The 20637-nt window shown below is 72.8% G+C and carries 22 protein-coding genes; 11 read left to right on the forward strand and 11 right to left on the reverse strand.

All coding sequences use genetic code 11. The features are described from left to right. Positions 1–118: 118 nt before the first annotated feature. From ACFY3I_RS14620 to ACFY3I_RS14635, 4 genes are all read left to right on the forward strand, one after another. Entirely contained in the window at positions 119–727 is a 609-nt protein-coding gene (locus ACFY3I_RS14620) for a DUF1349 domain-containing protein (protein ID WP_390860818.1), read from the forward strand. Positions 728–794: 67 nt separating this feature from the next. Next, positions 795–1298, forward strand: a complete 504-nt coding sequence (locus ACFY3I_RS14625) for a GNAT family N-acetyltransferase (protein WP_390860819.1) — start codon at positions 795–797, stop codon at positions 1296–1298. Between the two features lie 60 nt (positions 1299–1358). After that, complete coding sequence (locus ACFY3I_RS14630; RefSeq protein WP_390860820.1) at positions 1359–2075, forward strand: DsbA family oxidoreductase; 717 nt, start codon at positions 1359–1361, stop codon at positions 2073–2075. Between the two features lie 97 nt (positions 2076–2172). Next, positions 2173–3234 carry an aminotransferase class V-fold PLP-dependent enzyme gene (locus tag ACFY3I_RS14635; protein ID WP_390860821.1) on the forward strand — a complete coding sequence of 354 codons (1062 nt, stop codon included), beginning with the start codon at positions 2173–2175 and terminating at the stop codon, positions 3232–3234. Positions 3235–3331: 97 nt separating this feature from the next. Here ACFY3I_RS14635 and thpD read toward each other — a convergent pair whose 3' ends face one another. The 5 genes from thpD to ACFY3I_RS14660 form a co-directional block, all read right to left on the reverse strand. Continuing rightward, a complete protein-coding gene (gene thpD, locus ACFY3I_RS14640) occupies positions 3332–4219 on the reverse strand; it encodes an ectoine hydroxylase (protein ID WP_390860822.1) in 888 nt (295 codons plus the stop codon). Positions 4220–4221: 2 nt separating this feature from the next. Continuing rightward, positions 4222–4620 (reverse strand): ectoine synthase, encoded by a 399-nt coding sequence (locus ACFY3I_RS14645; RefSeq protein WP_365283514.1) that lies wholly within the window; start codon positions 4618–4620, stop codon positions 4222–4224. Positions 4621–4652: 32 nt separating this feature from the next. Then, complete coding sequence (gene ectB / locus ACFY3I_RS14650) at positions 4653–5924, reverse strand: diaminobutyrate--2-oxoglutarate transaminase (RefSeq protein WP_390860823.1); 1272 nt, start codon at positions 5922–5924, stop codon at positions 4653–4655. 11 nt (positions 5925–5935) lie between these two features. Continuing rightward, positions 5936–6451 carry a diaminobutyrate acetyltransferase gene (ectA, locus tag ACFY3I_RS14655; protein ID WP_390860824.1) on the reverse strand — a complete coding sequence of 172 codons (516 nt, stop codon included), beginning with the start codon at positions 6449–6451 and terminating at the stop codon, positions 5936–5938. Between the two features lie 299 nt (positions 6452–6750). Further along, positions 6751–7851, reverse strand: a complete 1101-nt coding sequence (locus ACFY3I_RS14660; protein WP_390860905.1) for a pyridoxal-phosphate-dependent aminotransferase family protein — start codon at positions 7849–7851, stop codon at positions 6751–6753. 198 nt (positions 7852–8049) lie between these two features. On the opposite strand from ACFY3I_RS14660, the gene ACFY3I_RS14665 reads away from it, so the two are divergent. The 6 genes from ACFY3I_RS14665 to ACFY3I_RS14690 all read left to right on the forward strand — a co-directional run bounded on the left by ACFY3I_RS14665 (position 8050) and on the right by ACFY3I_RS14690 (position 13337). Continuing rightward, positions 8050–8904, forward strand: a complete 855-nt coding sequence (locus ACFY3I_RS14665; protein WP_390860825.1) for an ABC transporter substrate-binding protein — start codon at positions 8050–8052, stop codon at positions 8902–8904. Next, the gene (locus tag ACFY3I_RS14670; RefSeq protein WP_390860826.1) at positions 8901–9734 is read left to right on the forward strand and encodes an amino acid ABC transporter permease; all 834 of its coding nucleotides are present in this window, start codon (positions 8901–8903) and stop codon (positions 9732–9734) included. The genes ACFY3I_RS14665 and ACFY3I_RS14670 overlap by 4 nt, the downstream gene beginning before the upstream one ends. Further along, complete coding sequence (locus ACFY3I_RS14675; protein WP_365283522.1) at positions 9731–10504, forward strand: amino acid ABC transporter ATP-binding protein; 774 nt, start codon at positions 9731–9733, stop codon at positions 10502–10504. Before ACFY3I_RS14670 ends, ACFY3I_RS14675 begins: the two co-directional genes overlap by 4 nt. Before the next feature lie 43 nt (positions 10505–10547). Continuing rightward, positions 10548–11174, forward strand: coding sequence for a hypothetical protein (locus ACFY3I_RS14680; protein ID WP_390860827.1), 627 nt, complete (start codon positions 10548–10550; stop codon positions 11172–11174). 5 nt (positions 11175–11179) lie between these two features. Then, complete coding sequence (locus ACFY3I_RS14685) at positions 11180–12271, forward strand: amidohydrolase family protein (protein WP_390860828.1); 1092 nt, start codon at positions 11180–11182, stop codon at positions 12269–12271. Between the two features lie 142 nt (positions 12272–12413). Then, positions 12414–13337 (forward strand): SCO1860 family LAETG-anchored protein, encoded by a 924-nt coding sequence (locus ACFY3I_RS14690; RefSeq protein WP_390860829.1) that lies wholly within the window; start codon positions 12414–12416, stop codon positions 13335–13337. 81 nt (positions 13338–13418) lie between these two features. On the opposite strand, the gene cobC is transcribed toward ACFY3I_RS14690, so the two are convergent. From cobC to cobM, 6 genes are read right to left on the reverse strand one after another with little or no spacing between them, the layout of a single operon-like run. Beyond that, positions 13419–14504, reverse strand: coding sequence for an Rv2231c family pyridoxal phosphate-dependent protein CobC (gene cobC / locus ACFY3I_RS14695; RefSeq protein WP_390860830.1), 1086 nt, complete (start codon positions 14502–14504; stop codon positions 13419–13421). After that, positions 14494–15429, reverse strand: a complete 936-nt coding sequence (locus ACFY3I_RS14700; protein WP_390860831.1) for a sirohydrochlorin chelatase — start codon at positions 15427–15429, stop codon at positions 14494–14496. The genes cobC and ACFY3I_RS14700 overlap by 11 nt, the downstream gene beginning before the upstream one ends. Then, on the reverse strand, positions 15426–16010 hold the full coding sequence (locus ACFY3I_RS14705) for a precorrin-8X methylmutase (protein WP_390860832.1): 585 nt from the start codon (positions 16008–16010) through the stop codon (positions 15426–15428). Before ACFY3I_RS14705 ends, ACFY3I_RS14700 begins: the two co-directional genes overlap by 4 nt. Further along, entirely contained in the window at positions 16007–17710 is a 1704-nt protein-coding gene (gene cobJ / locus ACFY3I_RS14710) for a precorrin-3B C(17)-methyltransferase (RefSeq protein WP_390860833.1), read from the reverse strand. The genes ACFY3I_RS14705 and cobJ overlap by 4 nt, the downstream gene beginning before the upstream one ends. After that, on the reverse strand, positions 17707–18963 hold the full coding sequence (gene cbiE, locus ACFY3I_RS14715; protein ID WP_390860834.1) for a precorrin-6y C5,15-methyltransferase (decarboxylating) subunit CbiE: 1257 nt from the start codon (positions 18961–18963) through the stop codon (positions 17707–17709). Before cbiE ends, cobJ begins: the two co-directional genes overlap by 4 nt. Beyond that, complete coding sequence (gene cobM / locus ACFY3I_RS14720) at positions 18960–19820, reverse strand: precorrin-4 C(11)-methyltransferase (RefSeq protein WP_390860835.1); 861 nt, start codon at positions 19818–19820, stop codon at positions 18960–18962. The genes cbiE and cobM overlap by 4 nt, the downstream gene beginning before the upstream one ends. A gap of 84 nt (positions 19821–19904) precedes the next feature. Here cobM and ACFY3I_RS14725 point away from each other — a divergent pair, with 84 nt between their 5' ends. Continuing rightward, on the forward strand, positions 19905–20633 hold the full coding sequence (locus ACFY3I_RS14725) for a ZIP family metal transporter (RefSeq protein ID WP_390860836.1): 729 nt from the start codon (positions 19905–19907) through the stop codon (positions 20631–20633). Positions 20634–20637: the final 4 nt, after the last annotated feature.

Below are 20637 nucleotides of genomic sequence, written 5' to 3' on the forward strand. Positions count from 1 at the left end.
GGGTGCGGGTGCGTTGCCGGGCGACGGTTCGTCGTGGTCGCTCGCGCCCGCGCGTCGGAGCCGCATATCGGCACAGTCCCGCGCCCCTGGGGGAACAGTCCCCTGCGAGACTGTGGCCATGGACTTCGAACTCCCCGAACTGCCCTTCCCTCTCCGTACCTACGGGCCCGACGGGCACTGGTTCCACGAGGACGGTGTGCTCACGGGGTGGGCCGGGGCCCGGCAGGACCGGTTCGTCTCGCCCACCGGGGAGGCCCTGGACCCCGCCTCGGACGCGCCCCGGCTGCTCGGCGCGCCCGAGGGCGACTTCCAGCTGATCGCAAGGGTCACCGTCGGCTTCGGCGCCGCCTTCGACGCGGGTGTGCTGTACGTCCATGTCGGGGACCGGGCCTGGGCCAAGCTCTGCCTGGAGAACTCCCCGGACGTCCCCACCGTCTGCACGGTGGTGACCCGGGGACACTCCGACGACTCCAACGCCTTCGCGGTGGAGGGGAGTTCGGTCTGGCTGCGGATCAGCAGGACCGGGCGGGCGCTCGCCTTCCACGCCTCCCGCGACGGCAGGAAGTGGGTCTTCGTCCGGCTGTTCACGCTGGGCGGCGAGAAGGAGACGGCGGACGCGCTGGTCGGCTTCATGACCCAGTCGCCGATAGGGGAGGGGTGCGTGGTGACCTACGACCACATCGAGTTCAGGCCCGACTGGCCGGCCGACCTCCGCGACGGCAGCTGAGCGGGCCGGTCACCGGCGAACCGGGCGGCGCGGAACCGGCGTGGGGCTTCTCCGCGTCCTGTGCTGCATGATCAGTGACCGTCTGAAGGGACTGCGGGTGATCCGTACCGCCCTGTCCGCCGAGGCCGAGAAGATCGCCGCGCTGCACCACCGGGCCAGGTCCACGTACTACCCGGACGGGCTCCCGGACGACGGTGTCGACTGGACGGCGGCCTGGCGGTCGGCCGTCGAGCGCCCCGACGGGCAGGTGCTGTGCGTGGTGGAGGCGGGCGAGATCACCGCGGTGGCCTCCTTCCGGCCGCCGGAGGGCGCGTCCGCGCAGACGGTCAAACTGTTCCAGTTCCACGTCGACCCCGCCCACTGGCGGACCGGTGTCGGTACCGCCCTGCACGCCGCCTGCCTGGAGCAGTGGCGGGCCGACGGCAGCCGGACGGCCGTACTGGACGTGCACGTCGACAACCGGCGGGCCCAGGCCTTCTACGCCCGCCAGGGCTGGGTGCCGGACCCGGAGCACCCGCCGGCCGACGGCGACCACCATCTGTACCTGCGGTACGCGGTGAGCGGGGAATGAAGCACGCTGGTTGAAGGTTCAGGTAGTTGAAGTCCCTTTACTACCTGGAGAGCCGACACCATGCGCGTGGAGATCTGGTCCGATATCGCTTGCCCCTGGTGCTACGTCGGAAAGGCGCGTTTCGAGAAGGCGCTCGCCGCCTTCCCGCACCGTGACGAGGTCGAGGTCGTGCACCGTTCCTTCGAGCTGGACCCGGGCCGCGCCAAGGACGACGTCCAGCCGGTGCTCGCCATGCTCTCCAAGAAGTACGGCATGAGCGAGGCGCAGGCCGAGGCCGGCGAGGACAACCTGGGCGCGCAGGCCGCCGCCGAGGGCCTCGACTACCGGACCCGGGGCCGCGACCACGGCAACACCTTCGACATGCACCGGCTGCTGCACTTCGCCGGGGAACAGGGCCGCCAGGACGAGCTGATCCAGATCCTGTACCGGGCGAACTTCGCCGAGGAGCGGTCCCTGTTCACCGAGGGCGCCGAGCGGCTCGTCGAGCTGGCCGTGGAGGCGGGGCTGGACGCGGAGGCCGTGCGCGGGGTGCTCGCCGACCCGGCCCGCTACGCCGACGACGTCCGCGCCGACGAGCGCGAGGCGGCCGAGCTCGGCGCGAACGGGGTGCCCTTCTTCGTCCTCGACCGGAAGTACGGGGTCTCCGGCGCCCAGCCCGCCGAGGTGTTCACCCAGGCGCTCGGCCAGGCCTGGGGCGCGCGGTCCCCGCTGAAGCTCATCGACGAGGGCGGCGCCGAGGCCTGCGGGCCGGACGGGTGCGCGGTCCCGCAGCACTGAGAAGTCGCAGGTCAGGGGCATCGTATAAGTGGTGCTTAGCGGTACTGCGGAAAAATCCGCAATGGACGGGGGGTTCCGTGGGCCGCAGAGTGGAGCCATGGAGACCACGGAGACGTTCGAGAGCCTCGTCCGCGCCGAGTTCACCCCGAAGAGCACCTACCTGAACACCGCGAGCAACGGCCTGCTGCCGACCCGCACGGTGACCGCCCTGCACGAGGCGGCCCTGCTGCGGGCCGAGGGCCGGCCGCTGACCTCGCTGTACGAGGACGTGGAGGCGAGCCGGGCCGCGTACGCCCGGCTCGCCGGTGTCCCGGCGACGCGGGTCGCGGTGGGCGCGTCCGTCGCCGCGCACTCCGGCGTGATCGCCGCCTCGCTGCCCGCCGGCGCCGAAGTCCTCACCGCCGAGGACGACTTCACCTCCGTGCTGAACCCGTTCCACATCCGCGGCGACCTCAAGGTGCGCGCCGTGCCGCTGGAGCGGATCCCCGAGTCGGTCCGGCCCGGCACCGCGCTGGTCGCGGTCAGTTCCGCCCAGTCGGCCGACGGCCGCGTCGCCGACCTGCCGGCGCTGCGGGAGGCCGCCCGCGCGCACGGGGCCCGTACCTACGTCGACTTCTCCCAGTCCGCCGGCTGGCTCCCGATGGACGCCGACGACCACGACTTCTCGGCCGCGGTCTCCTTCAAGTGGCTGCTCGGCCCGCACGGCACCGCCTTCCTCGTGGTCCCCGAGGACTTCGGCGGGCTGACCCCGCTGCTCGCGGGATGGGTGGCGGGCGAGGCGCCCTGGGACAGCTGCTACGGCCCGGTCGCCGAACTGGCCCACTCCGCGCGGCGGTTCGACCTCACCCACGCCCTGTTCACCTTCGCGGGCCTGCGCCGCTCCCTCGACCTGGTGGAGGAGCTCGGGGTGGCCGCCGTGCACGATCACGACGTGGCCCTCGCCGACCGGTTCCGGGCGGGACTCGCCGGCCTGGGCCACGAGCCGCTGCCCGCGCCCGGTTCGGCGATCGTCTCGGTGCCGGGACTCGGGGGCCGTCAGCCCGAGTTGAGCCGCGCGGGCATCGAGGTCTCCGACCGGGCGGGCAACCTGCGGGCCGCCTTCCACCTGTACAACACCGCGGCGGACGTGGACCGGCTGCTGGACGTGCTCGGCGGCTGACGGACGCGGACACGACCGGGCCGGGACCCCGTCCCACGGGAGGTCCCGGCCCGGTCGGCTCAGGGGGTGTCAACGCACCGTCGTCACCGCACCGTCGTCACCGCACCGGCGTGAAGTCCCGCGCCCCGATGAACTCGGGACGGCGGACCGGGGCCGAGAAGGGCTCGACCGCCGTGTTCTCCACGCTGTTGAACACGATGAAGACGTTGCTGCGCGGGAACGGCGTGATGTTGTCGCCGGAGCCGTGCATGCAGTTGCAGTCGAACCAGGTCGCCGAACCGGCCCGGCCCGTGAACAGCTTGATGCCGTACTCGCCGGCCATCGCGGTCAGCGCCTCGTCCGAGGGCGTGCCCGCGTCCTGCATCTGCAGCGACTTCTTGTAGTTGTCCTCGGGCGTGGCGCCGGCGCAGCCCAGGAACGTCCGGTGCGAGCCCGGCATGATCATGAGCCCGCCGTTGGTGTCGTGGTTCTCGGTCAGCGCGATCGAGACCGACACCGTGCGCATGTTCGGCAGCCCGTCCTCGGCGTGCCAGGTCTCGAAGTCCGAGTGCCAGTAGAACCCGCCGGCCCCGAACCCGGGCTTGACGTTGATCCGCGACTGGTGGACGTAGACGTCCGAGCCGAGTATCTGCCGGGCCCGGCCGACCACCCGCTGGTCGCGCACCAGGTTGGCGAAGACCTCGCTGATCCGGTGCACCTCGAAGACCGAGCGGATCTCCTTGGACTTCGCCTCGACGATGGAACGTTCGTCGGCCCGGATCGCAGGGTCGGCGATCAGCCGCTCCAGTTCCTGCCGGTAGACGGCGACCTCGTCGTCCGCGAGCAGGTTCTCGTCGGCGAGGAAGCCGTCCCGCTCGAACGCCTCCAGCCGGTCGGTGGCGATCGGCCCGGCCGCCCCGGGCGCCGACCAGACGACCGGGTCCTTGCGGGGCACGGAGACCTCGGCCGGGCCACGGCTCGGGTACAGGTCGGTGATCGTGGTCATGGTCAGCCCTCCTCCGTCAGCAGGGGATAGACGCCGTTCTCGTCGTGGTCCTCCCGGCCGGTGACCGGCGGGTTGAACACGCAGATGCAGCGGAAGTCCTCCTTGACGCGCAGCGTGTGCCGCTCGTGCCCGTCGAGGAGGTACATGGTGCCGGGCGTGATCGTGTACGACGTCCCGGTCTCACGGTCGGTCAGTTCGGCCTCGCCCTCGACGCAGACCACGGCCTCGATGTGGTTGGCGTACCACATCTCGGTCTCCGTACCCGCGTAGAGGATCGTCTCGTGGACCGAGAAGCCGACCCGCTCCTTGGCGAGGACGATGCGTTTGCTCTCCCAGGTCCCGGACGCGGACTTGACGTGCCGGTCGGTGCCTTCGATCTCCTTGAAAGAACGGACGATCACGGTGGTGTACAGCCTCCTTGGCTAGATCCTGGTCAGACGGTTTCCCGGACGGCCCGGGCGAGGATGCTCAGCCCCTCGTCCAGCTCGTCCGGAGTGATGGTCAGGGCGGGCAGCAGCTTGACGACCTCGCTCTCCGGTCCCGACGTCTCGATCAGCAGGCCCAGTTCGAAGGCGCGCACGGCGATCCGCCCGGCCCGCGCCTTGTCGTGGAACTCCATGCCCCACACCAGACCCCGGCCGCGGTACTCCCGCACGTCGGCGAGGTTCTCCTCGACGATCGCGATGAGCCCCTGCTCGATCTGCTCGCCCTTGGCGCGGGTCTGCTTCTCCATCGCCGGGCCGTCGGTCCAGTAGCTCTCCAGCGCGGCGGTCGCGGTGACGAAGGCGGGGTTGTTGCCGCGGAAGGTGCCGTTGTGCTCGCCGGGCTCCCACACGTCCAGCTCGGGCCGGAACAGGCACAGCGACATGGGCAGTCCGTAGCCGCTGATGGACTTGGACACCGTCACGATGTCGGGGACGATCCCGGACTCCTCGAAGGAGAAGAAGGCACCGGTCCGGCCGCAGCCCATCTGGATGTCGTCGACGATCAGCAGCATGTCCTGCCGCTCGCACAGCTCCTTGAGGGCGCGCAGCCACTCGGGCCGGGCGACGTTGATGCCGCCCTCGCCCTGCACGGTCTCCACGATCACGGCGGCGGGCTTGTTGAGCCCGGATCCCTGGTCCTCCAGGAGCCGCTCGAACCAGAGGAAGTCCGGGATCTTCCCCTCGAAGTAGTTGTCGAAGGGCATCGGCGTCCCGTGCACCAGCGGTATCCCCGCCCCGGCCCGCTTGAACGCGTTGCCGGTGACGGCCAGCGAACCCAGGGACATGCCGTGGAAGGCGTTGGTGAACGACACGATCGCCTCGCGCCCCTTCACCTTCCGCGCCAGCTTCAGCGCGGACTCCACGGCGTTGGTGCCGGTGGGGCCGGGGAACATGACCTTGTACGGCAGGTCGCGCGGCCGCAGCACCAGGTCCTGGAAGGTCTGCAGGAACGACCGTTTGGCGGTGGTCGACATGTCGAGGCCGTGGGTGACCCCGTCGCGTTCCAGGTAGTCGAGCAACGCCCGTTTCAGCACCGGGTTGTTGTGGCCGTAGTTGAGTGATCCGGCGCCGGCGAAGAAGTCCAGGTACTCGTGGCCGTCCTCGTCGTACATGCGGCTGCCCCGGGCCCGGTCGAACACGGTGGGCCAGCTGCGGCAGTAGCTGCGGACCTCGGACTCCAGGGTCTCGAAGACGCTCAGGTCGGGCTGCGTGATGGTCACAGGGAGGCTCCTCAGTGCGATGTGGGGGTCAAGGGGCCGATGCGGTACAGGACTTCGGGGTCGTGCGGACCGTCGGGGAACTCCCCGGCCTCGAACAGAACGGTGCGCTCGACGGTGGCGCCGTGCCGGGTGGCGTACGAGGTGAACAGCCGCTCGGAGGCGGTGTTCCCGGGCGTGATGGTGGTCTCCACGGCGGTGAGCGGCTGCTCGGCGGCCACCCGTGCCGTGAGCCCGTCCAGCAGTCGGGCGGCGACACCGCGCCCGCGCTGTGCGGGGTCCACCGCCACCTGCCAGACCAGCAGCGTGTCCGGGCGGTCCGGCCGGGTGTACCCGGTCACGAATCCGACGGGCTCGCCGTCCGCGCCGCGCGCCACCGCCGAGGTGCCGGCGAAATCCCGGCACCACAGCAGATAGCTGTACGAGGAGTTCAGATCGAGGGTCCTGGAATCCTTTGCGATACGCCACAGGGCGGCGCCGTCGGTCACCATCGGGCGCTCGACGATCAGGTCTGCATGTGGGGCGGTCATGCGGACTGAATTTAGCGAGGCAAATGCAAAAATGCACGGCAGGCGCTGTTGTCAGCGCTACCTGCCGTGCCTGTATGTCCCGATATTTCCCACCACAAACCGGGCAAATGCCCCGGTTATGTGGAGTGCGTCACAGGGTTGAAACCCGGATGAAATCCGGCCGGTTTAGCTCCGCAAAAAGCGGGCAGAAGAACTCGGGTAAGCCATCGACCAAAATGGAATTCGGAATTGCCTTGAATTCTGGCGCCATTGACGCTTTCGAAGTGCGGCGAATGCCGCCCCGAGTCCGCCCCGGTCCGTCAGCGCCAGGCGGACTCCACCGCCCGCCGTGCCGCCGCCAGGTCCACCGCCCGCCCGTGTCCCGCCAGTCCCGCGCCGAGCGCCGCCAGACTCGCGTGGACCGCCGCCGCGGTCGCGTCCGCCCCGTAGTGGTTCACCCGGACCATCTCCGCGGCCAGCGCGCCCCCGCCGGCGGCCAGCGGCAGCGCGGGGTCGTCCGCCAGCGCCCGGGCGACCAGTTCGGAGGCCACCACCCCGGACGGCACCCGCAGTGTCGTGGCGACCGGCGCCGCGTCCGACTCCGCGCGCACGTAGGGCTCCAGGCCGCCGCCCAGGGCCACCGCCCCGGCCCGGGTGGCCAGCGCCGCCGTGCGGTGACGGCGCATCACCGTCTCCGGTCCGTCCGCCTCGATCCGCTCCAGGCACGCCTCCAGGGCGAGCATCTCCAACTGGGCCGGCGCGTGCAGCAGTGCCGTGCGGCCGCCGTCGACCCAGCGCTCCTTCCAGTCCAGCAGCGACAGGTACGAGCGGCGCGGAGCCTGCGGGTTGGCCGCCATCCGGGCCCACGCCCGCTCGCTCACCGACACCGCCGAGACGCCGGCCGGCCCGCCCATCGCCTTCTGCGCCCCGATCACGCACAGGTCCACGCCCCAGGCGTCCGGCAGCACCGGCTCGGCGCCGACGGAGGCGACCGCGTCCAGGTAGAAGAGGGCGCCCTGCTCGCGCACCGCCTCGCCGATCTCCGCGACCGGGTTGGTGTTGCCGGTCGCGGCCTCGGCGTGCACCAGGGAGACGAAGTCGATCTCCGGGTGCTCGGCGAAGGCCTGCCGGACCTGCGCGGCCGTCACCGCCGTGTGGAACGGCACCGCGAGGTCGATCACGCGTGCGCCGCAGTCCCGCAGCCAGTTCCCGAAGGTCTGCCCGTAGGGGCCGGTGATCACGTTCAGCGCGGTCGTCCCCGGCCCGGCGGCCGCCCTGATCGCGCCCTCCAGGGGGAGCAGCGCCTCGCCCTGTGTGATCACGACGTCCTGCCGGGTGTCCAGCAACCGGGCCACGCGGTCCTCGATGGCGGCGAAGTGCGCGGCGCTCAGCGGGGGCAGGTCGAGGAAGGGGTGGGTCACGGCGGTGCTCTCTTCGCTCACGGAGGGGTGGATCACATCGAGCGTAACGGGCGGGCGCTCACCCCCTCCGACCGGCGACTTCTTAGGCCGGACAGCTCCACCGCCAACGGTTTGATTTGAGAGAACCAAACATCTCCTTATAATCGGAACCCGCAGAACCGGAATGCACAGCTCCGCCACAGACTCACGGGAGGTCTCGTGACCACGCTCCCCGGGCGCCGCCGGGCTCGCGCCCTGGCCGCCGCCACCGCCGCGGCCGGGCTGGCCCTGGTGGCCGGCTGCACGTCGAGCGGGAACGGCTTCAGTGCCTCCAGAACGGCCGCCGGCGGGGTCGAACTCGTCAAGGCCGGACAGCTCACCACCTGCACCCACCTGCCGTACCCGCCGTTCCAGTCGGAGATCGACGGCAAGGTGCAGGGCTTCGACGTCTCGATGGTCGACCTCGTCGCCAAGGACCTCGGCGTGAAGCAGCAGATCCTCGACACGCCCTTCGAGAACTTCAAGACCGGCGCCTTCCTCAACTCCGGCGAGTGCGACCTGGCCGCGGCCGGCATGACCATCACCGCCGAGCGCAAGAAGAACGTCGACTTCTCCACCCCGTACTTCGACGCCACCCAGGCCCTCCTCGTGGCCAAGGGCAGCGGCGTCACCTCGCTCGCCGACGCCAAGGCCAAGAAGGTGCCGCTGGGCACCCAGGCGCAGACCACCGGCGAGGACTACGCCAGGGCGCAGGGCTTCGACCCGGTCTCCTTCGAGTCCTCCGACGCCGTCCTCAACGGACTGCGCACCGGCCAGGTCAAGGCCGTCGTCATCGACTACCCCGTGGTCCAGGGCTGGCTGAAGGACAAGGCCAACGCCGCCGCCTTCCAGGTCGCCGGCCAGATCAACACCGGTGAGCAGTACGGCTTCACGGTCAAGAAGGGCAACACCAAGCTGCTCGCGGCCGTCGACAGGGCGATCGCGGACGCCAAGGCCGACGGCACCTACAAGAAGCTGTACGAGAAGTGGATCGGCCCGTACGACGCGTCCGCGGCCTCTCCGGCCGCCTCATGACCTCCGCGGACACCGAACTCCAGCCCCGCAGGAAGGGCCTGACCCGGCGGCAGAAGCGCCGCCTGTCGCGCGGCGCGCAGTACGTCGTCTTCGTCGCCGCGGTGGTCGCGTTCGCGGTCGGCGCCGACTGGGGGCGGCTGAAGAACCAGTTCGCGCAGTGGAGCATCGCCCGGCAGATGTTCCCGGACGTCATCACGCTGGCGCTGAAGAACACCGTGCTCTACACGGTGTCCGGGTTCGTCTTCGCCCTGGTGCTGGGCTTGGTGGTCGCGCTGATGCGCCTGTCGTCCGTCGCCCCCTACCGCTGGGTCGCCGGCGTCTACATCGAGATCTTCCGCGGTCTGCCCGCCCTGCTGATCTTCATCTTCATCGGGGTGGCGGTGCCGCTCGCCTTCCCCGGCACGGAGATCGTCGGCGGCACGTACGGCAAGGCCGCCATCGCCCTCGGTCTGGTCGGCGCCGCCTATCTGGCCGAGACCTTCCGCGCCGGCATCCAGGCCGTACCCAAGGGACAGATGGAGGCGGCGCGTTCGCTCGGCTTCTCGCCCGCCCGTGCCATGGTCTCCGTCATCATCCCGCAGGCTTTCCGGATCATCCTGCCGCCGCTGACCAACGAGTTCGTGATCCTCTTCAAGGACTCCTCCCTGGTGCTGCTCCTCGGCGTCACCCTGGAGGAGCGCGAACTGTCCAAGTACGGCCGGGACCTGGCCAGTACGACCGCCAACTCCACGCCGATCCTGGTCGCCGGACTCTGCTACCTGCTGGTCACGATCCCGCTCGGCTTCGTGGTGCGGCGCATGGAGGCGAAGGCCCGGGAGGCCGTGAAATGAGCCGGTCCGAGATCACGGTGAAGGACCTGTACAAGTCCTTCGGCGACAACGAGGTGCTGCGCGGCATCGACCTGGAGATCGGCCAGGGCGAGGTCGTGTGCGTCATCGGCCCGTCGGGCTCCGGCAAGTCGACCCTGCTGCGCTGCGTCAACCTCCTGGAGGAGCCGAGCAGGGGCCAGGTGTTCGTCGGCGGCACGGAGCTGACCGACCCGGATGTCGACATCGACGCCGTACGCCGCCGTATCGGCATGGTCTTCCAGCAGTTCAACCTCTTCCCGCACCTCACGGTGACCGAGAACCTCACGCTGCCGCAGCGCCGGGTGCTCCGGCGGGACAAGGCGCAGGCCGCACGGGTCGCCGGCGAGAACCTCGCCCGCGTCGGCCTGTCCGAGAAGGCGGACGCCTACCCCGCCTCCCTCTCCGGCGGCCAGCAGCAGCGCGTGGCGATCGCCCGCGCGCTGTCGATGGGCCCCGAGGTGATGCTCTTCGACGAGCCGACCTCGGCCCTCGACCCGGAACTGGTCGGGGACGTCCTCGCGGTGATGCGGATGCTGGCCCGGGAAGGCATGACGATGATGGTCGTCACCCACGAGATGTCCTTCGCCCGGGAGGTCGCCGACCGGGTCGTCTTCATGGACGGCGGGGTGATCGTGGAGGACGGTACGCCGGACCGGGTGATCGGCGACCCCACGCACGAGCGCACCCGCCACTTCCTGTCCCGGCTGCTGGACCCGGCCATGGCCCAGGTGGAGGAGGAGTCCTCCGAGTAGACGGGCGGGCCCCGCTGTCGGTGCCGTGTGCGAGGGTTCGGCCATGAACACCGATCACCTGGAGCGGGGCTGGGACGACGCCGTCGCCCTGTTCGAGCGCCGCGGACTGCCCGAGTCGTCGTACGAGAACCTCTACGAGGAGCCGTACGACATCCTCCCCGGCCCGGTCACGATCACCGGTGAGCTGGACCTGGACACCGCCGAGACCTCCGGCACCGGGATCGTGGTCGACGGCGACCTGACCGTCGGGGGCACCGTGTTCAACCTCGACGACGGGTGCCCGGCCCTGGTCGTCCTCGGCGACCTGCGCGCCGCCAACGTCTACCTCGAGGGCGACGCCAAGCTGCTGGTGCTGGGCAGTGTCCTCGTGGACGCCTTCATAGGCCACACGACCGACAAGCTCGTCATGATCCACGGCGATCTGAGGACCCGGGTGACCGTCCTGTCCGGCGAGTTCGCCCCCGACCTCGTCGGCGGCACCCTGCACGGCGCCGTCCTCGCGCCCGCCTACCTGGACCTCGCCCAGGACACCGACCCGGCCTCCGTCCTGGTCCCGGAGGTGCTCCGTGCGGACGGCGAGGAGTGCCCGCGCGGTTTCGACGCCCCCCGGGCGCACGGCGGCCGGCTGCTGAGCCGCCTCGATGAGGGACTTCCCGTCGTCCTAGGCTGAGCCCCATGAGCGATCGACCGGTGCTGCACGTGAAGGGCCGGGTCCTGACGGGACCCGAGGACGTCCGTGACGAACTGTGGGTGGTGGACGGCCGTGTCTCCCACGACCGTCCCGCCGGCGCCCGTGACGTGCGGACCGTCGAGGGCTGGGCGCTCCCCGGTCTCGTGGACGCCCACTGCCACGTCGGTCTCGGCCCGGACGGGCCGGTCGACGCGGAGACCGCCGAGAAGCAGGCCCTCACCGACCGCGAGGCCGGCACCCTGCTGATCCGGGACGCCGGGTCGCCCTCCGACACCCGCTGGGTCGACGACCGCGAGGACCTCCCGAAGATCGTCCGGGCCGGCCGGCACATCGCCCGCACCCGCCGCTACATCAGGAACTTCGCCCACGAGATCGAGCCCGAGGACCTGGTCGCGTACGTCGCCCAGGAGGCCCGGCGCGGTGACGGCTGGGTCAAACTGGTCGGCGACTGGATCGACCGCGACCTCGGCGACCTGGCCCCCAGCTGGCCGAGGGACGCGGTGCAGGCGGCGATCGCCGAGGCGCACCGGCTCGGCGCCCGGGTCACCGCCCACTGCTTCGCCGAGGACTCGCTGCAGGACCTGGTCGAGGCCGGCATCGACTGCATCGAGCACGCCACGGGCCTGACGGAGGAGCTGATCCCGCTCTTCGCCGCCCGCGGTGTGGCCATCGTCCCGACCCTCGTCAACATCGCCACCTTCCCGCGGCTGGCGGCCGGCGGCGACGCCCGGTTCCCGCGCTGGTCGGCCCACATGCGCCGGCTCCACGAACGCCGCTACGACACCGTGCGCTCCGCCTACGACGCGGGCATCCCGGTGTACGTCGGCACCGACGCCGGCGGTTCGCTCGCCCACGGCCTGGTCGCGGGCGAGGTCGCCGAACTGGTCACGGCCGGGATCCCGGCCGTCGACGCGCTCGCCGCGACCAGCTGGGCGGCCCGCGCCTGGCTCGGCAGGCCCGGCCTGGAGGAGGGCGCGCCGGCGGACCTGGTGGTGTACGAGAGCGACCCGCGCGCGGACGTACGCGTCCTCGCGTCCCCCCGACGGGTGGTGCTGAACGGGCGGATCGTCGAGTAGGGGAACGACTGTGCGCGAGGGTTCGAATGTGCGCGCGGAAAGTCCACTAATGAGTGAAGTCACGCTGGATCGCCGCCCGTTCACCCACAGTGCGTAATTCTTGGCGGGTCCCGAGCAAGTTTCCTCTGGGGGTCCCACCACCGTGAACAGCGACACCTTCCGTATGCCCGCACGCCGTCTCGCGACCGTCGCGGCGGCCACCGCCCTGGTCGCCGGTCCCGCGGTCCTGGCGGGCGCGGGCACCGCGCACGCGACCACCGGCCAGGGCCGGGCGAGCGCGGTCGTGCTCCGCACCGGCCTGGACGTCTCTCTCCTGAACAAGACCGTGAACGTCCCGCTCGCGGTCACCCTGAACGAGGTCCGGGCCCCGCAGAGCGCCGACCGCACCGCGCTGACCGCCACCCTCGACGGAGTCGACGGCGGCAAGCCGTTCAACGTCCTGAGCGCCGACGTCGCCTCGGCGAAGGCGACCGTCTCGGAGGGCGTGGCCGAGGGCTCGGTCCACCTGGCCCACGCCCGCCTGCACCTGCCCGGCCTGCCCCTGCTCTCCCTCGTCGAACTGGACACGGTCACCTCCAGGGCCACCTGCGAGACCGGCGAACACCCGGTGGCCGAGGCGAACGTGCTCGGCGCCGTCACGGTCCTCGGCAAGCGGATCACGCTGAGCGCCGGCGGCCCCACCGACGTCCGTGTCCCCGGCGTCGGCGAGGTCCGCCTCGACCTGTCCAAGCGCGAGACGACCTCCACGACGGCGGCGGCCAGCGCCCTGGAACTCAAGATCTCCGTGAACCCGCTGAAGCTGAACGTGGCGGACGTGGAGGGCACGCTGACCCTGGCGAAGGCGACCTGTGAGACCCCGCCGGCCCAGGCCGCCCCGTCCGACCAGGCCGCCGCGTCCGGCTCGGCCGGTCCGGTGACCGACGTCGAACCCCAGGGCGCCCCGGCGAAGGAGACCGACCTCGCCGAGACGGGCGGCAGCTCACTGACGCCGTATGTGGCGGGAGGGGCGCTGGCGCTGCTCCTGGCGGGCGCGGGGGCGGTGACTGTCGCCCGACGCAAGCGGTAGCGCCCCCGTCAGGGGCGCGGGGAACTGCGCGACCGGCCACAGGCGACCGGCGGTCGGCAACGGCGCGCAGTCCCCGCTCTCCTACCCCCCGACCAGGGTCAGCGCCCGGTCCAGCGCCTGCAGGAACCCGTTCACCGTCCCCCGGTCCCGCACCGCGATCCGCAGCCACTCCTCGTCCAGCCCGGGAAACGTGTCCCCGCGCCGCACCGCGTAGCCCAGCACCCGCAACTGCCGCCGCACCGCGGCCGCCCCGGCCATCCGGACGAGCACGAACGGCCCCTCCGCGGGCCCCGCCACCCGCACCCCCTCCGGCGCGAACTCCTCGAGACCCGCCACCAGATGGGCCCGGTCGGCCGCCACCCGGTGCGCCGCGTGCGCCGCCTCCGCCAGCGCGCGCGGCGCCACGCACGCCTCGGCCGCCACCAGCGCCGGCGCCGACACCGGCCACAACGGCTGCGCCCGGGACAGCTCGGCGACGGTCTCCGGCGCGGCCAGCGCGTAGCCGACCCGCAGCCCGGCCAGCCCCCACGTCTTCGTCAGGCTCCGCAGCACCACCAGCCCCGGTACGTCGGTCCGCGCGGCCAGCGCCTCCCGCTCACCCGGCACCGCGTCCATGAACGCCTCGTCCACCACCAGCGTCCGCCCGGGCCGGGCGAGCCGGGCGACGGCCCCGGCGGGATGCAGCACCGACGTCGGATTGGTCGGATTGCCGATCACCACCAGGTCGGCGTCCTCCGGCACGGCCGCCGGATCGAGCCGGAACCCGTCCGCCTCCCGCAGCAGCACCCGGCCCACGGTGTGCCCGGCGTCCCGCAGCGCCATCTCCGGCTCGGTGAACTGCGGATGCACCACCACCGGCCGGCGCACCTTCAGCGCCCGCGCCAGCAGGACGAACGCCTCGGCGGCGCCCGCCGTCAGCAGCACCCGTTCCACCGGCAGCCCGTGCCGTGCCGCGACCGCCGCCCGCGCCGCCCGGCCGTCCGGATAGGCCGCGAGACCGCCCAGCGACCCGGCTATCCGCTCCCGCAGCCAGGCCGGGGGAGTGTCGGCCCGAACGTTGACCGCGAGGTCGACGAGGGCGGAGCCGGCGTCGCGGACCTCGGCGTCGCCGTGGTGACGCAGGTCGTGCGGGTCCCCGGAGCCGCCGGAGCCGCCGTCAGTGGGCATGCGCGTGCCCGCCGTGATGGTGGTGCCCGTGCCCGTGTCCGTGCTCGTCGCCGTCGTCGTCGGGATGGAAGTGCGGCTGCTGCGGCAGTCCGACCTTGTCCTCGAAGCCGGGCAGCGCGATCCGGTACACGCACGAGTCGCAGTTCATCCGCACCGCGTCCGCGGCCGCCTCCCGGTACCGCTCCATCACCAGGTCGAGCAGCTCCGGCTCGGGTCCGATGACGTCCGCCGAGCGCACCTCGGCCTCCGGGTGCGCGGCCGCCCAGCCCTCGGTCTGCTGCCGCACCCGCTCCGGCAGGATCCCGGTGAACAGGAAGTACGGCAGCACCACGATCCGGCGCGCCCCCAGTCTCAGACACCGGTCGAGCCCGCTCGGCACGTCCGGCGCGGCCAGCGACACGAACGCCGTCTCCACACCGGAGTAGCCGCGGCCCTCCCACAGCAGCCGCGCCGCCCGGTGCACCTCGGCGTTGGCGTCGGGATCCGTGGAACCCCGGCCCACCAGCAGCACCGTGACGTCCGCCCGGTCCAGCGGGGCCCGTCCGCCGTCGGCGCCCAGCGCCTCGTCGATGCGCCGCTCCAGCACGGTCAGCAGCGCGGGGTGCGGACCCAGCGGCCGCCCGTAGGTGTAGGAGATCCCCGGGTGCCGTTCCTTCTCGCGGGCCAGCGCGGCCGGGATGTCGCCCTTGGCGTGACCGGCGGAGACCAGCATCAGCGGTACGGCGGCGAAACGGCGCACGCCGCGTTCCACCAGCTCGGCGACCGCCTCCCCCAGCGGGGGCGGCGACAGCTCGATGAAGCCGCCGGCGACGGGCAGTTCGGGATTGCGGCGGCCCAACTCCCTCACGAAGTCACGGAACGCCTCGGCCCCGGCTTCGTCCCGGGTGCCATGGCCGGCGATGAGCAGGGCGGGCGGGGTGTTCACGGTGTCTCCTCGGAAGTGGGGTGGTACAGCAGGGCGTTGAGCGCGGCGGCGGCGACCGCAGAGCCGCCCTTCTCGGACACGTTGCTCACGGCGGGCAGCCCGCTCGCCCGCAACGCGGCCTTGGACTCGACCGCGCCGACGAAACCGACGGGCAGGCCGATGACGAGCGCGGGAGCGGCGTCCAGCGTCAGCAGCTCCTCCAGGGCGGTCGGCGCGTTGCCGATGACCCACAGGGCGCCGGGCCCGACCTGCTCGTAGGCGAGCCGGACCGCGTGCGCGGAACGGGTCAGCCCGGCAGCGGAGCCGGCGTCGGGCAGCCGGCACACGGTCTCCCGGCGGGTGATGCCGGCGGCGACCATCGCCACGTCCACGACGACCGGCGCCCCGGCGTGCAGCGCGGCGTGCGCCGCCGCCAGGTCCGCCTCGTCGGTGACGAGGTCGGCCGCGTACTCCAGGTCGGCGGCGGAGTGCACGACCCGCTCCACGACGGCGCGGGTCAGCGGCGGGAGGTGCGAGGTGTCCAGGCGGGCGCGCATCCGCCGGTAGGACTCCTCCTCGATGGGATGGACGACCCGGTTCACTCGGCCCCCTCCGACGCGGTCTCCTGCCAGCGGTAACCGCGCGGGGTGACCATCCGCCCGGCGATGTTCCTGGTCGCCGTGTTGCCGACGGTCACGACGGTCATCATGTCGACCCATGCCGGGTCCATCTCGCCCAGGGTGGTCACCCGGCTCGACTCGTCGGGGCGCGAGGCGTTGCGCACGACACCGACGGGCGTCGTCGCCTCGCGGTGCCCGGCCAGGATCGCCAGCGCCTTCGGCAGCTGCCAGTCACGGCCCCTGGAGCGCGGGTTGTAGAAGGTCACCACGATGTCCGCCTCGGCGGCGGCCCGTACCCGGCGCTCGATGACCTCCCAGGGCGTGTGCAGGTCGGACAGGCTGATGGAGACGTGGTCGTGGCCCAGCGGCGCGCCGAGGACGGCCCCGGCGGCGAGCGCCGCGGTGACACCCGGGACGCCGACCACGTCGATGTCGTCGGAGGCCTCGGCGAGCGCGGGGGAGGCCATCGCGTACACGCCTGCGTCGCCGCTGCCGATCAGCGCGACGGCGTGCCCGGCACGCGCCTCGGCGACCGCCGTCCGGGCCCGCTCCTCCTCGGCGCCGAGACCCGACTCCAGGACCCGGGTGCCGGGCCGCAGCAGGTCGCGGATCTGGTCGACGTACTGGTCGAGCCCCACCAGCACGGAGGCGCGCCGGAGTTCGGCCAGCGCCCGCGGGGTGAGCAGGTCACGGGCGCCGGGTCCGAGCCCGACGACCGCGAGCCGGCCGCGCGGGGACCGGCGTACGACGGCACAGGTCGCCATGGCGGGCCGGCCGTCCTCGGGGTCCGACTTCCGCTTGGGTACGAGGAGTTCGCCGCCGCGCAGCAGGGCGGCGGCCTCGGCGACGGACGGGGTGCCGACGGCGGCGAGCGGTGCGTCGGAGGGGTTCGGCACCGTCACCGCGGCCAACTCCTCGGCCGGGTACGTCACCAGGGGGACCCCGAGCCGGGCGGCCGCCGCCACGATGCCGGGCTCCTCGGCCTTGGCGTCGACGGTGGCGAGTTCGGCGACGCTGGCCGGGGAGAGCCCGGCGTCCCGCAACGCGCCCACGACCAGGTCGAACACCTCGTCCGCGGGGGCGCCCCGGGAGGCGCCGACGCCCACGACCAGGGACGGCGGGCGCAACAGCACCTCACGCTCGGCCGGTTCGACCGCGCGGTCGGTCAGCCGGACCGTGTACGCGCCCTCCGCGGCGAGCGGCAGCGCCGGCAGCGGCCACGTCGACTCGGCGCGCAGGGCGACCGGTTCGCCGTCGAGCAGCGCCCGGGACACCGCCGCCACCGAGCCCTCGGCCGGGAAACCCAGGGTGTCGAGGCCGGGCAGTCCGACGGCGTCCGTCGCGGTGGTCACCACGGGCTGCGCGGCCAGTACCGCGGCCACCTCCCGGGCGAGGTCGTTCGCGCCGCCCGCGTGCCCGCCGACCAGGGACACGGCGAACCGGCCGCCCTCGTCGACGCAGACCACACCCGGGTCGGCCGTCTTGTCGCCCAGCAGCGGGGCGATCAGCCGGACCACCGCGCCCGTGGCGAGGAAACAGACCAGTTGCCCGCACTCCGCGAACGCGGACCGCACGGCGTCCTGGACCGGACCGTCGTACACCCGCGTGCGGTCCGGCCACGCCGCGGCCAGCCGGTCGCGTGCCGCCGCCCCCGCCGCGGTGGCGGAAATGAGGCCGATCACTGAGCAACTCCTTCTCCGGACGGATCTCCGGACGGATCTTCGGAACGGGGGATCCGATTCCCCCACAGCAGGAACACCGGGTTGGCCGCCGCCAGCCGGGTGACGTCCCCGGGCAGCGGCGCCAGGCGCGACGACTGCAGCAGCACTCCGTCGCAGGAGAACCCGGCACCGGTCAGCGCCTCGCGCGCGGCCGGCACCCGGTCCAGGGCGGCCAGCGCGACCACCACCGTCCGCCGGGCCCGCCGCGCGCAGGCGCCGACCACGGCGGGCAGCTCACGGCCTCCGCCGCCCACGAACACGGCGTCGGGATCCGGGAGCCCGGACAGCACCTCGGGCGCCGTACCGTGCACCACGTCCACGTACACGCCGTGCGCCCGCGCGTTGGCCGCGATCCGCTCCACCCCGTCCGCGGCCTTCTCCACCGCGACGACGGCCGACCCCAGCCGGGCGCACTCCACCGCCACCGACCCGGACCCCGCGCCGACGTCCCAGACCAGGTCCCCGAGGCGCGGACCGAGCCTGGCCAGCGCCAGCGCCCGGACCTCGAACTTGGTGATCATCGAGTCCCGGTGGGCGAACTCCCGCTCGTCCAGGGCCCAGCCGGCGGGCCCATCCGGCACCCCGGCGACCGTGCGCACCGCACCGAGCGCCCGCGCCGGATCCAGGCACAGCACCACGCTGACGTCCGCTCCCCAGTCCCGGCGGGCCGCCTCGGCGGGCGTGACCCGCTCCACCCGCTCCCGCTCCGGATCACCGAGCGCGCTCGCCACCACCAGCAGCCGGTCCGCGGGCACCTCGGCCGCCAGCTCCGCCGGGCCGGCCCCCGGCCCCGTCAGCACGGCCACCTTCGGGTGCGCCCGGCACACCTGGACGGCCGTGCGCGGCCGCCGCCCGTGCGCGCTCACCACCACCGCGTCGTCCCAGGGCAGCCCGATCCGCGCGAACGCGGCGGCCACCGAGGACACCCCGGCCCGCACCTCCAGCCGCTCCGGCCCGAACCGCTCGGCCAGCGCCCGCACGATCCCGAAGAACCCGGGGTCGCCGGAGGCCAGCACGGCCACCGGCCGGTCCGCGCCGACGTACTCCGCGACGGCGTCGAGCGCGGGCGCCAGCGGCCCGAGGACGATCCGCTCGGCGCCTTCCGGCAGCCGGGCCGCGTCCAGGTGGCGCCGTCCGCCGACCACCAGCTCGGCCCCGGCCAGCGCGTCAGCCGGGAGCGGCGCGCCCGTGCCCGTACCGAAGACCGTGATCACGTACTCGCCCCCCGCTCGCGCAGGGCCCTCCGGGCCTCCGGGTCGGCCTTGCGGAAGCCGTGGAAGTGGCCGGGGTGGTACAGGTGCGAGCGGGTGCCGTGCGCGTCCAGGGCGGGGCCGACCAGGAACAGGGTGTGCTTCCAGAGCCGGTGCTCCTTGACCGTCTCCTCCAGCGTCTCGATCGTGCACCTGACGATCAGCTCCTCCGGCCAGGTCGCCTGGTAGGCGACGACCACCGGGGTCGACGTCGGATAGCCGCCCTCCAGCAGCTCCCGCACCAGCTGCCCGCTGCGGGCCGCGGAGAGGAAGATCGCCATGGTGGTGCCGTGCCGGGCGAACTCCCGTACCTCCTCGCCCGGCGGCATCGGCGTCTTGCCGCCGCCGAGCCGGGTCAGGACCACGGACTGGGCGACCTCCGGAATGGTCAGCTCGCGCCCGGCGAGCGCGGCGACGGCCGAGAAGGAGGACACCCCCGGCACGATCTCGACCGGCACGCCGATCTCCGCGCACCGGTCGGCCTGCTCCTGGGTACCGCCCCACAGGGCCGGGTCGCCGGAGTGGATGCGGGCCACCCGCAGCCCCTCGGCACGGGCCCGCTCGTAGACGGCGACGACGTCCTCCAGCGACATCGTGGCCGAGTCGAGGATCTCCGCGTCCTCGCGCGCGTGCTGGAGGACCTCCGCCTGGACCAGGCTCGCGGCCCAGATCACCACGTCGGCCTCGGCGATCGCGCGCGCGGCCCGGAACGTCAGCAGATCGGCGGCGCCGGGACCGGCACCGACGAAGGTCACCTTGCCGGTGGGGGCGCCACCGGGGACGGCGGCGCCGGCAGCGGCGGAGGCGGCGGCATCGGCCATGAGAAATCGGTCCTCTCTGGACAAAGGCTGTTACCGGTGGGGCTGGATGTGCGCGGAGGCCGGTCCATCGGATAGCAAGGGCACATGGCGGTCTACGTCGCGCTCGGCGCGTTCCTGATGACGCTGGCCGGCGGCTGGACGGCACAGCGCGTGACCGACCGTCGCCACCTGGTCCTGGGCCTGGCCGGCGGCCTGATGCTCGGGGTGGTCGGCCTCGACCTGTTGCCGGAGGCGCTGCGCGCGGCGAACCGGGAGGTCTTCGGCGTCCCGGCCGCCCTGCTGCTGTTCGTGGCCGGCTTCCTGCTGGCCCATCTGGTGGAACGCACGCTGGCCCTCCGGCAGGCCGCGCACGGCGGCGCCGAGCACGGTCACCGGGCGCCCGAGGTGGGCCTGACGGCGGCCGGCGCGATGGTCGGGCACAGCGCGATGGACGGTGTGGCCATCGGCGCGGCCTTCCAGGTGGGCGGCGGCATGGGCACGGCGGTCGCGCTGGCCGTGATCGCCCACGACTTCGCGGACGGCTTCAACACGTTCACCATCGCGAGCCTCTACGGCAACGCGCGCCGCCGGGCGATAGGCATGCTGATCGCCGACGCCTGCGCGCCGGTCGTCGGTGCCCTGTCCACCGTCTTCGTCACCATTCCGGAGGCGCTGCTCGGCGGCTATCTCGGCCTCTTCGGCGGTGTCCTGCTCTATCTGGCGGCCGCCGAGATCCTGCCCGAGGCGCACCACGAGCACCCGGCCCGCTCCACCCTGCTGTTCACGGTGGCCGGTGCCGCCTTCATCTGGCTGGTGGTGGGCCTCTCCAACTGAGGCG

The sequence above is a fragment of the Streptomyces sp. NPDC001068 genome (assembly GCF_042897315.1).
Classification (GTDB): domain Bacteria; phylum Actinomycetota; class Actinomycetes; order Streptomycetales; family Streptomycetaceae; genus Streptomyces.

Coding starts and splice junctions, on each gene's coding strand:
- ACFY3I_RS14725 (WP_390860836.1), top strand. CDS start 19,905: ATGGCGGTCTACGTCGCGCTCGGCGCGTTCCTGATGACGCTGGCCGGC.
- ectA (WP_390860824.1), bottom strand. CDS start 6,451: ATGACCGCCCCACATGCAGACCTGATCGTCGAGCGCCCGATGGTGACC.
- ACFY3I_RS14635 (WP_390860821.1), top strand. CDS start 2,173: ATGGAGACCACGGAGACGTTCGAGAGCCTCGTCCGCGCCGAGTTCACC.
- ACFY3I_RS14675 (WP_365283522.1), top strand. CDS start 9,731: ATGAGCCGGTCCGAGATCACGGTGAAGGACCTGTACAAGTCCTTCGGC.
- ACFY3I_RS14670 (WP_390860826.1), top strand. CDS start 8,901: ATGACCTCCGCGGACACCGAACTCCAGCCCCGCAGGAAGGGCCTGACC.
- ACFY3I_RS14685 (WP_390860828.1), top strand. CDS start 11,180: ATGAGCGATCGACCGGTGCTGCACGTGAAGGGCCGGGTCCTGACGGGA.
- ACFY3I_RS14630 (WP_390860820.1), top strand. CDS start 1,359: ATGCGCGTGGAGATCTGGTCCGATATCGCTTGCCCCTGGTGCTACGTC.
- ACFY3I_RS14680 (WP_390860827.1), top strand. CDS start 10,548: ATGAACACCGATCACCTGGAGCGGGGCTGGGACGACGCCGTCGCCCTG.
- ACFY3I_RS14620 (WP_390860818.1), top strand. CDS start 119: ATGGACTTCGAACTCCCCGAACTGCCCTTCCCTCTCCGTACCTACGGG.
- cobM (WP_390860835.1), bottom strand. CDS start 19,820: ATGGCCGATGCCGCCGCCTCCGCCGCTGCCGGCGCCGCCGTCCCCGGT.
- thpD (WP_390860822.1), bottom strand. CDS start 4,219: ATGACCACGATCACCGACCTGTACCCGAGCCGTGGCCCGGCCGAGGTC.
- ACFY3I_RS14625 (WP_390860819.1), top strand. CDS start 795: ATGATCAGTGACCGTCTGAAGGGACTGCGGGTGATCCGTACCGCCCTG.
- cobC (WP_390860830.1), bottom strand. CDS start 14,504: ATGCCCACTGACGGCGGCTCCGGCGGCTCCGGGGACCCGCACGACCTG.